Raw genomic sequence first — 12551 nt, forward strand, 5'->3', positions numbered from 1 at the left:
GCGCTGATGAGCCTGGACCCGACCGGGAAGGGCCGCAGGCGGTGGACCATGCGCTGGAAAGCACCCCTCAACGCGTTCCAGATCGCCTTCGAGGGACGCCTGACCCCGAGCAACAACTGACCATCAACAACCAAGATCAGCCGTTAAATTGACACACCCGCGCCCACCCCAATTCGCGCCTTGATCGCCCTGAAAGAGGACTACTCCCCACTGCAACGCTTGCTCGCTCGCAGTGGCACTGTCCCAAGGCGGACGTGCAGTTACTCGTCGGCCATCGTCTACCGGCCGTCCGGGGAGATCAGTGTGTGGAGGCAGTCCTGGGTGGTCGCATTCGTGGAGTAGAAGCGTGTGCCTCGGCTGCCCGGTTAGCCAGCACGCGGCACCTGTTCAGCGCGTTTGGCAGATCCGGCACACGATCCCCGAGCGCTGGGATCAGCTGGCGTTGGCGGCCAGGATCATCGGGGCGCCGTTCGGAGGATGAGATCCCGTGCGGTCCTGCGCTACCGGTAGAGGAGAAAGGGAAACCGCACCCGGCGGCTAGTCGTACAGTGTCCAGCGGTGTACCGGTGCGGGAAGAGTCCTGGGAAGAGTGGGGGACGGTCATGGCGGGCGACATAGGGGTGGGCGAGGCAGTTCAGGCGCTTCGGGACGAGCTGTTGAGCGCGGCGACAGCGGGTGCGTCGAGCGGCCTTCAGTTCGAGGTGGGGCCGATCGAGCTGGAGTTCGCCTTCACGCTGACGAAGGAGGCCACGGCGAAGGTCGGCATTAACCGGATCTTCAGCGCCGTGGTGTCGGCTGACGTCACAGGCAAGGCGGGGAAACAAGACACCCATCGCGTGAAATTCGTCCTCACCCCGAAGAGCACCTCTGGCGGCCCGCTCTTGATCAGCAACGACAACCCACCCGAGGTCGGCGAGCTGGACTCTGCCTTCGGGCGCTGAGAGCCGGGGCGACTGTGGAGGAGCGGCGGCGGGTCGCCTTGGTGGAGGCTGCGGGACAGGGCTCCGGCTATGCACTCGGCCCACGCCTCGTCCTCACCGCCGGGCACGTCCTGGGCGCCTTGGACCACGCGGCCGTCCGCACCCCCCGCGGCGTCCCTGTCCGGTGCGAGGTTGTCTGGGCCCGATCCGACGGGCCGTACGATGCGGCCCTGTTGCTGGCTGACGACGATCTCGTACCGGATCCGGACCCCGTGCGCTGGGGCACACTCGTCACGTCGGACCCGTCCGAGGTCTCCATCCTCGGGTTCTCCGCGCTGGCCGGCCGTGAAGGGCGGGTCGGATCCGGGGTGTTCCGGGGCTCGGCGGACCCGCTGGAGGCGGTGGAGACCGACCGTTACGTGCTGGACCTGGCCGGGAACCCGCCGCTCGGCCCGATGGACAGGTCGCCCTGGGCCGGTATGTCCGGCGGGGCCGTCTGGTGCCACGGCGTCCTCATCGGCGTCGCGGTGGCGAGCCTTCCGGGCTGGCCGCACAGCAGGCTGGAGGCCGTCCCCGCGTATGCCCTGCTGGCCGACGCGGGTTTCCGGGAGCTGGTCCATCGACACACCAAATGGGGCGCACAGCTGGAGCCCGCCGAGTTCGCGGACGGCGCGGAGGCAACCCCGCTGGTTCCCCGGTCCGTGGCCTCGCTACTCCACCCCCGGGCCGAGTCTGTGCGGTTCTCCGGCCGCCGCGAGCTGCTCGCCGAGATGACCGAGTGGAGCACCGAGGGCGACGACGTATCACTGGCCGTGCTCACCGGGGTCGGCGGGGCTGGGAAGTCCCGGATCGCCCGTGAACTGGGACACCGGCTGACTGCAATTCGGTACGCGATCGTGCACCTGACCCGGCAAGAGAATGCGCACCATCACCGCATGCTCGCCCGAACCACCGCCCCGGTTCTACTTGTCGTCGACTACGCGGAGAGCCGCGTCGAGCAAGTCCGCTCGCTGCTGAACGAGTTGGTTCGCCGCCCACGCGGTATCCCCTTCCGGGTGCTACTCATCGCTCGCGCGGCGGGCCGCTGGTGGGACGAGGTACGCGAGAGCAGCCCCGAGACAGCCGATCTCGCCGAGCGTGCGCGGCACTGGTCGATCACAGGCACCGAGTCGCTCGGTATGGGCGCACGCGAGGCGTTCCGCACGGCGGTGACCGACCTCGCCCGTGGTGTCGCCAAACTCGGCTTCCCCACAGTCGTCTCGACCTCTACAGACACAGAGCTGCACCGTTCGCTGCGGACCGTGCTGGAGATCCACATGGCTGCCCTCGCGAGCCTTCTCGCACCCCACGCGGCAACCACCGTGCGGGACGCCCAGGACACTCTGCTCCGGCACGAGGCCGCGTACTGGAGGAAGACCTCTCAGAAGGCGCCGCTTAGCGGCCTGGGGGATGCTGCCCTGCGTAACGCAGTTGTCACCGCCACGCTGGTCGGTCCCGTTCCCCGCGACCGCGCTCATGCACTCCTCACGCATGTGCCACGTCTCGGCGACCAGCCGGAGGCAGTCCGCCGCGCGGTCGCCGACTGGCTCCGCGACTTGTACCCCCGCCCCCAGGCCGGCGACGGCGACACCTGGCAGTGGGGCACTCTGGAGCCCGACCCTCTGGGTGAGTATCTGGTGGGTAGCCAGGTTGTGGGAGAGCCCGAAATCTTCCTCCGGCTTGTCGAGGAGCTGGGCGATGAGGAGATGGTCAACGCTCTGCTGGTGCTGAGCAGGGCTACGGCTTGGTCGGACGGCCTACCGGATGTCCTTCGGACAGCCGTACGGACCGCCCCTGGGATGCTAGCGCCCCGTCTAGTGTCGGCGGCGAGGCGTAGCGCGGAACCGGCGCTGTTGATCGGTGCGTTGGACGTGATCCTGGCAGAGGGGCTGCTGCTGCCCGAGCAGATGCTGGACCTCGCGCAGAGAACGCCTGTGCTGACTCAAGCGTTGGCTGACTGGAGCGTACGGCTGATGCGTCGATTGACGGAGATCGCCGAAGACCGCTCTGCCGATGACCCAGTGCAGCGCGCGGGCGCCTTGTTCAACCTCACAACGAGGCTCCTGGCCGCCAAGCGCCGCGAGGAGGGACTGGTCACCGCCACATCGGCGCTGGCTCTCCTCGACACTGCGCCCAACGTCCCTGTGTGGCTCCGGGGATTGTTGCTGGACCAAAGGGCCCAAGCACTTTACGCACTCGACCGCGCCGAGGAGTCCGTCGTAGAAGGCGAGAAGGCGTTGGCGGAGCTTTCCGGCTGGCGGAAGGATGACCCGGATGACAGTCCGGTCTCTCTGGCTGGGGTGCTGAACAACCTCTCCTACGGCCTTGCTGCCACCGGCCGTCTCGACGAGGCACTGGACAAGGCTCAGGCCTCCGTCGACATGCGCCGGGAATTGGTTTCCCGTAACGCCGAAGCAGGCCCCGATCTAGCCCGGTCCTTGAACACCCTGTCGCGACACCACAGCCGAGCAGGGAACCTGGACGCGGCGCTGACAGCGGCCCGGGAGTCACTGCACGTCCGCCGGGCGGCGGCTGAGGACAGTCCGGATGCCTTTCTCACCGAACTCGAGTCCTCGCTGAGCCATCTGGCGGAAATTCTGATCGCTATCGGCGACTTCACCGATGCACGAGACACCTTCCGAGAAGCCGCGTCGGTCCGACGGCAGTTGGACCCTTCCAATCCGGGCGCACGACAGCGGGACTACGTGCGAACCCTCCTGAAGCTGGCGGAACTCAGCAGAGCGGCCGACGCCCGCGAAGAGGCGATGGAGATCGCGGACGAGGCCGTTACCCTGGCTCGCAGACTTGTTGTCGAGGAAGGCCGTGATCATTTGCCGCTGCTTGGCATTGCCTTCCTGACACAGGCAGTCGCCCTGGGCGCCGCATCCCGGCCGGCGGTGGCCATCCGCGTGAACACCAAGGCGGCGCAAATCTTCCGTTCCGTGCACGGCAACATGCCGGATTCCGGGGTGGTGCTGCTGGAGGCGTTGAACAATCTGGTGCGCTTCCTGCTCCTCGAGCGCAGACCCGCGGACGCTGAACGGGTCGCAGCCGAAGCCGTAACCGTCCTGGCGTCCCTGGAGCTGCCGGAGGATCTCGCCGCCGCGCATCTGAGGCGCGCCAAAATTCTGCTCGCCCTCGACCGTGTCCCGGAGTTCGGGTCGGCCCGCAGCGCGGCCCTGGAGCTATACCAGCGCCTAGACAGCGAGTCGCCAGGTGACTACGCGCAAGAGATTGCCGAGGCCCAGTCCCTCGGCCTGGAGCCCCCTGAGCACGTCTCCCGATAGGCCGCCACAGCCTTTAGGCCAGGCCGCCGCAGCGTTCGCAGAATTCATCGTCGATGTACACGCAAGGGAGTGCGGGACGTGTGTACGCCCGGGCATGCGCACTTCGTCGACCATCCTGACCCGAGCTGGCGGCCTCTGCCGAGTAGCAGCCGTCAAGCGGTGGAGATCCGGTACTCGCCGACCTCGGGAGCCCAGTCGGAGGTGATCGGCGGGATGGGCCCGTCGCTGGCGGCTTGCTCGGCGATCGCGTGCTAGCCCGGCTCGGCGGTCGTGTCGGTGTCGCTGTGCTCATCGGGCATGGCCGTCAGCATGGCAGGGGGCTGAGGCTCTTCCGGTCAGCTCGTCAACAGGGTGTCCTCGGCCTCGTCGGCGAGGGTGACGCGGGGCTGAGCGAGTTGCTGTGGGAGCCAATCCAGTTGTGGAACTCGGCTGGCCGTCGTGCACTGCAAGGGCCGTCACGGGGAGGCCCCCATGCTCCCCCGACCGGAGCGCAGCATCGGGAATCTGCAGGTCGGAGCCCGCTGTAAATCTGCCGGGTCCAAAGCTGGGCCGTTCTCGACGGTGTAAGAGCGGCCAAGGCAGTCGCCAACGGCCTGCAACGACCAAAGGAGCGGGGGCAGGAGGCTCCACGCTCTTGCTACGTCTGCCCAGCTAGACCCAGGTGTCCGGCCACATCCGCGACCGCCACTGCTTTCCAGCGATCGACGTGCCGCGTGCAAGGGCCAGAAGTAGATGGTGTGCCCGCTCGGTGCAGCCAAACTGTGGCTCCGACTCCAAGACTGCGGGAGGAACGATGGGTGAGAACCCAAGGGCTCTTGAGCATGAGGACGGCATCGTCTGGACGGAGGACGTCGAGCGGTTCGACTACGTCCGGCAGTCAGTCGAGTTGTCTGTCTCCACTCGCCGGCGTCCGGTCCCGTGGAGCGGTAGCGGCCGACGCGTCGGCTACGCAGTGCTTCGCTCAGACGCCCCGGCTGGAGACGTGCCCGGCAAATTCATCCGGCGGGTCTTCTGGGTCAAGGCGTACGACAGGTCCGAGCAGCCGGAGGGAACGTACGAGCGCTCGGCACCCAGCGAAGCGGTCGATCCTCGAACAGTCGCCCCAGGTGTTTGGGGTGAGCTCACCGAACGGGCGTGGGGAGCGCCCTTGCCCTAAGCGTAGAGGGATGGCGTGTGCGGACGGCAGCGCAGCGAACCCACCCCGCAGCCTTGCCTACCGATGTGGAGAAACCCTGGAGAAGATCTTGAGATAGAGGGCTCGGGGGACCACCGGAAACCGATGCATCCCGATACCCTGACCTGCATCTTTGGCATGATTCTCAGGTCGACGATCTTCCAGAGCCTAATTCGGGACGAAGAGGTCGTGGGTTCAAATCCCGCCACCCCGACATTGGTCAGAGGCCCATTCACGTGATCGTGAATGGGCCTCTGTCGTGCGTACAGCAGCGGAGTACAGCAACCGCTATGACTCTTGCCGGCCGTCCTCGGCCGCCTGCTCTTCCGCCTGCTTCTGCTCCTTGTGCTTGCCCTTCCTCTCCATCCCCTCCTTCCCCTTTCCTTCTGCGGGTGCCGCGGGCGCCTGCGTGCTCGCAGCGTCGGCTGAACTTGTAGGTGGAGTACTTCGGCGCGGACTTAGGTGCAGGGTCGACGGTGGCGCAGTCGGCCCGGTGGGCCATTCGGGGCATCGCTTGGAGGCCGGCGCCCGACGCTGCTCCTGGGTCGAGGCGAGGGACGCCGAGTTGGGTCTGCCGTGTGGGGGCTCAGTGGCCTCGTGGAGTCCTATACCGCTTGCTTCTTGACGGGATTCCGGGATTCCGGGTGATCTGGAGCGGCAGCCGGGGCGGCGGCACGTAGTGCTGCCTCGACCCGGCGGTTGGTGGTCATGGTCGCGGTGACGGTGGTCATGGTGAGGAGGAGACCGGCGGCGGCGTAGAGCGGGGTGCGTACGTCGTAGGTGGTGGCCAGCCAGCCGCCGAGGAAGGCGCCGAACGGGGCGGCGCACATGGCGAGCATGCGGGAGGTGGAGGCGACCCGGCCCATCAGGTGGGCGGGGACGATCGTCTGCCGGAGGGAGGGGCCGAGCACCATCGTGGCGCCCATGCCCGCCCCGCAGACGGCGAGCGCGAGGCCGGCGACGTACGGGTTCGGGGCGGCGGCAAGGCCCAGGATGGCGAGTCCCTCGACCGCTGCCGTGCAGGTCAGCGCGGTGCCGGTGCCGAGTCGTCGGCCGAGGAAGGAGGCGATGGCCGCGCCGAGCAGGCCGCCGGTGGCCTCCGCCGTGAGGAGCAGGCCGAAGCCGAAGGTGTCGATGCCGAGACGATCGTGCGCGAAGAGGGCGAGTACGGTCTCCACGGCGAGGAAGGCGATGTTCCCGACCGCCGGACGCAGCGCGAGCCCGAGCAGCAGCCGGTCCCGGAACACGTACGAGGCACCGTCCCGCGCCTGCCGCAGCAGCGACTCACGGGCCTGCGGTACGGGCCGGGGTACGGCGGGCAGGGACCGTACGAGCACTGCGGAGAGCGCGAACGAGACCGCGTCGGCGAGCAGCGGAACCGCCCGTCCGAGCGCGAGCAGGGCGCTGCCCGCGGGCGGCCCGGCAAAGCCGGACGCGGCGGTCTGGGCGCCGCGCAGGCGGGAGTTGGCGCGCTCCAGGAGCGCGGGGTCGCGGCCGAGCAGATCCGGCAGATAGGCCGTGGCGGCCGTGTCGAAGAAGAGTCCGCCGAGGCCGAGGAGGAAGGCGACGGCCGCGAGCAGGGGAATGCTCAGCACGTCGAGCGCGGCCGCTGCCGCCGGTATCGCGAGCAGCACCGCACGTGCCGCGTCCGTGACCCACATCGTGCGCCGGCGGTCCCAGCGGTCCACCAGCGCACCGCCGAGCACCCCGAAGAGCAGCCACGGCAGGGTTCCGGCGGCCGTGACGACGGCGAGCGCCATCGGATCCCGTGTCAGCGTCAACGCGAGCAGCGGCAGCGCTGCATGTGTCACCCCGTCACCGAGCGAGGACACCGTCTGCGCGGTCCACAGCCGTCCGAAGTCGGCCGGCAACTTCCTTATGTCTGTGGTCACTTGTCGTCTCCTTCGGCCTGCTCGCGCGGCGCCGGGTGGAACAGTGCGAAGACGAGTGACGCGTCCGGCAGCGACGGATCGGACAGCTCCCGGTATTCGTCCGCCAGGGCCTGCAGCCGCGCCCCCAGCTCCGTGAACTGCTCCTCGGTGAGCCGAAGATGCGCCATCCGTACGTGCCGTTCGCCGTCCGCCGGCGCTGCCTCAAGGTCCGCCACCGCGTGCCGCATCAGCACATCCGGCCCGCCCTCGCCCGGATCCGGCAGCACGATCGACCGCGCGGCCATGGCGTAGTACCGCTCGGTGACCCCCCGGACCTTCCGCGTTCGTACCACCTTCACCAGGCCGGCCCGTTCGAGCAGCCGCACGTGGTAGCTGGAACTCCCCTTCGCGAGGCCCACCCGCTTGGCGATCTGCGTGATCGTCGCGGGCTCGAAGCGGAGCACGGCCATGATCCGGTGGCGCGTGAGGTTGGAGACGGCGCGCAGTTGCTCGTCAGTGGTGACGTGGAAGGCCTCGGGGAGCTCATCGGTCGGCATGCGAGTAATGGTCAACGATTCTTGACCATTGAGCAAGGGGATTTCGCGCGGACATCCAGAATCTGCCGGCAAGACCGGCCGGCGCCCGGAGCTGAAGGCGTGCCGCGCCCAAAGCCCCATGCCGATTGCGGCCGCGCACTTGGCGGAGATCGAGCGGGCGTGGACCGGACCCGTGCCTCCTGCGAGGCGGCGTTCGCGGCGGTCCCTCAGGCGCTTGCCGAAACGCTGCAGCGCTGAAGCGCAGAAGCGCAGAAGCGCAGAAGCGCCGCGAGAGGAAGGCACTCGGCGTGTCGCGCCTCGGGTCGCGCCTCTGGTCGCACACCGGGCCGCGCCTCGGGTCGCACACCGGGCCGCAGCAGGGCACCCGCCGAGTTGCTTCGAGCGAAGAGGCCCTCACCGGATCGGTGAGGGCCCGCTGAACTGCCGCGGCGCCGTTGCGGGGCTACGGCGCGGTGGTGCTGGTGCCGGTCACTTCCGTTCGAGCGCGGCCAGGCGCAGCTCGAGCTGGTCGACCCGGTGCCGTAGCAGGGTCACCTGGGCTTCGAGGCTGACTTCTCGTTCCGCCCTGCGCTGGATGCGCGGCGAGGCGGCGGCGCGCTCGATCACCGCGTCCAGCTGGACCAGGCGCTGCGGCCCGTTCGGGCCGTCCACCAGCCGGGACTTGATCTCGCCGTTGCGGTACCAGGACCGCAGGGCCGAGCGGGAAACGCCGGTCTCGGCTTCCGCCTTGGCCAGCGTGACCCAGGGTGTCTCGTCCAGCCGCTCGAACAGCTCCAGCTCGCTCTGCCAGCGCGCGAGCCGGCCCTCCCAGTCCGACGGTGTCTCCATCACACCCTCCCTTCAGCACGGTGACCTTATCAATAACAGTGTATTGACATGGTTGGGACCATGGATCCATGCCATTCGAGAGGTTCACGGTCGAAGCACGCAAGGTGGTCGTCACGGCTCAGGAGGAGGCGAGGCTGCTCAAGCACGACTACATCGGCACGGAGCACATCCTGCTGGGACTGCTCGCCGCGCCGGACACCGTGGCGGCGAAAGTGCTGCACGGGCTCGGGTACGACAAGGAGACGGCGCAGGCCGACATCGCCGCGGCGGTCGAGCCCGGCACACAGGAGCTGAGCGGCCACATCCCGTTCGCGCCGCGCGCGAAGAAGACGCTGGATCTCGCCCTGCGCGAGGCACAGCAGCTGCACCACACCTCCATCGGTACGGAACACATCCTGCTCGCCCTGGTCAGCGAGGGAGAGGGCGTCGGCGCGAGGGTGCTCGCCGGGCGGATCGATCCGATCAGCAGGATCCGTGCCGCGGTGCTGGCGTCGGTGGAGGGATCGCAGGCCGTCGCGGCGGGCCCGTGGCCGGCCGGCACACCCGCCGCCGAGGACACCGTGTCCGTCGCCAGCGCGCTGGCCGGTGGCGCGCCGGTCGGCAGCCATCACCTGCTCGAGGCGATGCTGCGGGCGGAGAACAGCATGGCGGCCAGGGTGCTGCGCGAACTCGGGGTCGACCCGGGCGCGGTCGCCGCCAAGATCGACGAACTGGATCCGGAGACGACCACGGACGCGAACCCGGAGGAGGCCGCCGCGCGCCGGATGGAGATCCGGCTGGTCGACGACGAGGTGCACCTGATCCTGCGGGACCCGACGACGGTCACGCTCGCCAAGAAGGTCACCGAGCTGTCCGACGGCCCGGTCCAGGGCATCGGGCCGGTGGCCGGCATGTTCGTCCCGCTCTGGCGGTCGACCAACCAGTTGCTGCTGCAGATCCAGCGTGTGCTGGAACCGGAACCCGGAGAAGAGGACGGATCCGCCGCGAGCAACGTGGCCAAGGCCGTACGCACGGTCCTCGCGCCCCGGTTCCGCCGGTGAACCGGCTGAGCAGCGGTCCGGGAACGGCCGGCGGGACGGGCGATACGGCACATCGGGGGCAGCCATGACCATCACCGTCGTCGGAGCCGGCTTGGGCGGCCTGGCTCTTGCCCGTGTCCTGCACCTGAACGGCATCGACGCCGTCGTGTACGAACGGGAAGCGTCGCGCGGCGCACGCAGCCAGGGCGGCATGCTCGATGTGCACTCCGGGACCGGACAGCGGGCGTTGCGCGAGGCCGGTCTGATCGACCGGTTCCACGCGATCGCCCGCCGTGAGGGCCAGGACCTGCGGCTCCTCGAGCCGGACGGCACCTTGCTGCTGCAGGAGGACACCCCCGACGACGCCCCGCTCGAACGTCCCGAGGTCGACCGCGCCGATCTGCGGAACCTGCTGCTGGACTCTCTGCCCGAACACACGGTGCGCTGGGGGCATGCGCTCGAATCCGCAGGCGACGGCCTGCTGCACTTCGCCGACGGCAGCAGTGCGTCGTACGACCTGCTGGTCGGCGCCGACGGCGCGGACTCCCGGGTCCGCGCGCTGCTCACCGCCGCCCGACCGGTGCACACCGGCCAGAACGCCGTCGAGATCGGTATTCCCGACATCGACCGCACCCATCCCGACCTCGCGGCGATGGTGGGGCGCGGCAACTACTGGGTGCTCGGCAACGGGCGGTCCCTGTCGGCGCAGCGCAACGGCGACGGCCGCGTACGCATCGGCCTCAGCTTCTACAACACCGCCGAGGACTGGTTCGCGACCAGTGGGATCCCGTTCGGGGACCCGGCCGCCGCCCGGGCGCGGCTGATCGACCTGCTTCCCGGCTGGGACGCACGGTTCACCGCACTGATCGCGGCCTGCGACGACACGGTGGTGCCGCGGTCGATCAGCACTCTCCCGGTCGGCCTGACCTGGCCGTCGACGCCGGGCGTGACGCTGCTCGGCGATGCCGCGCATCTGATGCCGCCGGTGGGGCAGGGCGCCAACATGGCGTTGCTCGACGGCGTCCTGCTCGGCCTCGCGCTGGCCGCGCACCCGGACGACTTTCCCGCCGCCGTCGAGGAATACGAACGCGAGATGTTCGAACGCACCAGCGCCGCCGGACGGCAGTCCGCGCACATCCAGGAAATCCTGACGTCGCCGGACGCAAGCCGGAGAATGCTGGCGTTCTTCCAACCGGGCTGAAGGCGACCGGACATGACCGGGATGCGGCCCTAACCCACTCCCGCTCCGGCGGGCGCCAAGGCGCGGACGGAGGGTACGACGGGTGCCTCGCCGGACGGGGACGCCGTGGCGCCGGGGGCCGTGGCGGTCGGGGCCGTGGCGCCGGGTGCCGTGGCGGTCGGTGCCGTGGCTCCGGGGGTCGTGGTGGCGGCCGAGGGGGTGGCCGTCGGCGCCGTGGCGGTCGTCACCGAGATGCTGTCGCCGAGGCCGATCCGGGCGAAGAACCACTGTGCGTCCTCGGGGCCGAGGGCGATCACGCCGCCTCTGACGTCGTAGTCCCCCCGGGCTTCGACGTCCAAGGCGAAGGCGCCGACGTAGAGCGGGCCGCCCTCCCCTTCGCGCAGCTCGACCGCATCCACGACGTTCACCACGGTGGAGCCTTTGGAGGGCACGTCGGCGGCCAGCGCTATCCGGACCCGCTTCGCGACCACCGTCATCGGGGTCGTGCTCGTGGGTCCGGACAGGAGGTCGAACGTCGAGAGGATCGGCATCACGCGGCCGCCGACCATGAGGTACCGCCCGGACAGGTCGAGCGTGCCGGACACGGGCACCGGGGTGGCCGCCGACGGCGGAGCCGCAACGGAGGCTGTCACGCCGGAGGTTCGGGGTCCGGCCGGGTGGTCCGGGTCGTCGGCGAGACGCAGGGTCAGGGCGAAGCCGAGCAACGCGAGGGCCGCGGTCCCCGCACCCAGGGTCGCGACGGCACGGCGGCGGCGCCTGCGGCGCATCGCCCGGGCACGTGTCGCGGGGCCGCCGACGACCGGAGCGGTCGCCCGGGCGGCGGCCAACTCGCGTAGCGCGGCGGAAAGTTCATCGGACACGGCGGCTCTCCTTCCGGACCGGCCGGTCGGCCTCGTCGACGCACCCGTCGGCCTCGTCGTCCCCCGCGAGACGCTTCGCCAGCTCCGCCCGCCCCCGGAACAGCCTCGCCTTGACCGTCCCCACGGGCGCGCCGGTCTCGGAGGCTACCTGCTCCACACTCAGGTCGCACAAATGGTGCAGCACGATCGCCATCCGCTGGGCCGGGGGCAGTTCGCGCAGGGCGGCCACGAGGGCGGTGCGCTCAGGGCCCGGTCCCGGGGTGGAGTCGGGCGGTGGAGTGCGCCGTACGAGTTCCAGCCAGCGTCGTGCGCGCCGCCAGCGGCTCACCGCCAGCCGCATGGCCACCGTACGGATCCACGCCTCGGGAGCGCTGTCCGACAGGAACTGCTGTCGCCGGTCCCAGGCCCGTACGAACGCTTCCTGTACGACGTCCTGGGCCTCGCCGTGGTCTCCGGTGAAGGCGTAGAGCTGTCCGGTCAGCCGGGGAAACGCGGTCGCGTAGAAAGCGTCGAACTCGTCCTCGGTCATGCCCCCCACCGGAATCTCTGCCTTTCCTTGCAACCTGGCCACCTCCACCGTGCGTACAGGTCGCGTAGGACGCGTAGGTCGCGTAGGTCGCGTAGGTCGCATCCAGCGAAGCGCAACCCACCAGGAAGACGGCGTACACGGGTTCCAGGCTCCCTCTTCCCTGACGGTGTCGGCTCCCTGCCTGCTCAACCTACTTGCACGACCGAACGGTTGCCCGACCAGGACGGACGGCCCCATGCGTCCGGCCACGACCGAGTTCCCGAGCC

10 protein-coding genes are annotated in these 12551 nt (G+C 69.6%); 5 read left to right on the forward strand and 5 right to left on the reverse strand.

What is annotated here, in order from left to right; genetic code table 11:
• Positions 1 to 602 precede the first annotated feature (602 nt).
• The 3 genes from ABT070_RS42350 to ABT070_RS42360 all read left to right on the forward strand — a co-directional run bounded on the left by ABT070_RS42350 (position 603) and on the right by ABT070_RS42360 (position 5402).
• Positions 603 to 941, forward strand: a complete 339-nt coding sequence (locus ABT070_RS42350) for a trypco2 family protein (protein WP_351768313.1) — start codon at positions 603 to 605, stop codon at positions 939 to 941.
• Between the two features lie 41 nt (positions 942 to 982).
• Positions 983 to 4246, forward strand: a complete 3264-nt coding sequence (locus ABT070_RS42355) for a tetratricopeptide repeat protein (protein WP_351768342.1) — start codon at positions 983 to 985, stop codon at positions 4244 to 4246.
• 793 nt (positions 4247 to 5039) lie between these two features.
• The gene (locus ABT070_RS42360) at positions 5040 to 5402 is read left to right on the forward strand and encodes a DUF6009 family protein (protein WP_351768314.1); all 363 of its coding nucleotides are present in this window, start codon (positions 5040 to 5042) and stop codon (positions 5400 to 5402) included.
• A gap of 623 nt (positions 5403 to 6025) precedes the next feature.
• Here the strand turns inward: ABT070_RS42360 and ABT070_RS42365 are convergent.
• The 3 genes from ABT070_RS42365 to ABT070_RS42375 all read right to left on the reverse strand — a co-directional run bounded on the left by ABT070_RS42365 (position 6026) and on the right by ABT070_RS42375 (position 8676).
• Entirely contained in the window at positions 6026 to 7312 is a 1287-nt protein-coding gene (locus tag ABT070_RS42365; protein ID WP_351768315.1) for an MFS transporter, read from the reverse strand.
• On the reverse strand, positions 7309 to 7848 hold the full coding sequence (locus tag ABT070_RS42370; RefSeq protein ID WP_351768316.1) for an ArsR/SmtB family transcription factor: 540 nt from the start codon (positions 7846 to 7848) through the stop codon (positions 7309 to 7311). Before ABT070_RS42370 ends, ABT070_RS42365 begins: the two co-directional genes overlap by 4 nt.
• Positions 7849 to 8316: 468 nt before the next feature.
• A complete protein-coding gene (locus ABT070_RS42375; protein ID WP_351768317.1) occupies positions 8317 to 8676 on the reverse strand; it encodes an excisionase in 360 nt (119 codons plus the stop codon).
• Between the two features lie 68 nt (positions 8677 to 8744).
• Here ABT070_RS42375 and ABT070_RS42380 point away from each other — a divergent pair, with 68 nt between their 5' ends.
• The gene (locus ABT070_RS42380; RefSeq protein ID WP_351768318.1) at positions 8745 to 9716 is read left to right on the forward strand and encodes a Clp protease N-terminal domain-containing protein; all 972 of its coding nucleotides are present in this window, start codon (positions 8745 to 8747) and stop codon (positions 9714 to 9716) included.
• Between the two features lie 64 nt (positions 9717 to 9780).
• Positions 9781 to 10896, forward strand: coding sequence for an FAD-dependent oxidoreductase (locus tag ABT070_RS42385; protein ID WP_351768319.1), 1116 nt, complete (start codon positions 9781 to 9783; stop codon positions 10894 to 10896).
• A gap of 29 nt (positions 10897 to 10925) precedes the next feature.
• Here the strand turns inward: ABT070_RS42385 and ABT070_RS42390 are convergent, their stop codons facing one another.
• Together ABT070_RS42390 and ABT070_RS42395 are read right to left on the reverse strand one after the other, a co-directional pair.
• Positions 10926 to 11756, reverse strand: a complete 831-nt coding sequence (locus ABT070_RS42390; protein ID WP_351768320.1) for a hypothetical protein — start codon at positions 11754 to 11756, stop codon at positions 10926 to 10928.
• Positions 11746 to 12285: a SigE family RNA polymerase sigma factor gene (locus ABT070_RS42395; protein WP_351768321.1), complete on the reverse strand. Its 540-nt coding sequence runs from the start codon at positions 12283 to 12285 to the stop codon at positions 11746 to 11748. The genes ABT070_RS42390 and ABT070_RS42395 overlap by 11 nt, the downstream gene beginning before the upstream one ends.
• Positions 12286 to 12551 lie beyond the last annotated feature (266 nt).

Source organism: Streptomyces sp. NPDC002884 (assembly GCF_040295245.1).
Lineage (GTDB): Bacteria > Actinomycetota > Actinomycetes > Streptomycetales > Streptomycetaceae > Streptomyces.

Coding starts and splice junctions, on each gene's coding strand:
- ABT070_RS42350 (WP_351768313.1), top strand. CDS start 603: ATGGCGGGCGACATAGGGGTGGGCGAGGCAGTTCAGGCGCTTCGGGAC.
- ABT070_RS42360 (WP_351768314.1), top strand. CDS start 5,040: ATGGGTGAGAACCCAAGGGCTCTTGAGCATGAGGACGGCATCGTCTGG.
- ABT070_RS42370 (WP_351768316.1), bottom strand. CDS start 7,848: ATGCCGACCGATGAGCTCCCCGAGGCCTTCCACGTCACCACTGACGAG.
- ABT070_RS42375 (WP_351768317.1), bottom strand. CDS start 8,676: ATGGAGACACCGTCGGACTGGGAGGGCCGGCTCGCGCGCTGGCAGAGC.
- ABT070_RS42380 (WP_351768318.1), top strand. CDS start 8,745: ATGCCATTCGAGAGGTTCACGGTCGAAGCACGCAAGGTGGTCGTCACG.
- ABT070_RS42385 (WP_351768319.1), top strand. CDS start 9,781: ATGACCATCACCGTCGTCGGAGCCGGCTTGGGCGGCCTGGCTCTTGCC.
- ABT070_RS42395 (WP_351768321.1), bottom strand. CDS start 12,285: ATGACCGAGGACGAGTTCGACGCTTTCTACGCGACCGCGTTTCCCCGG.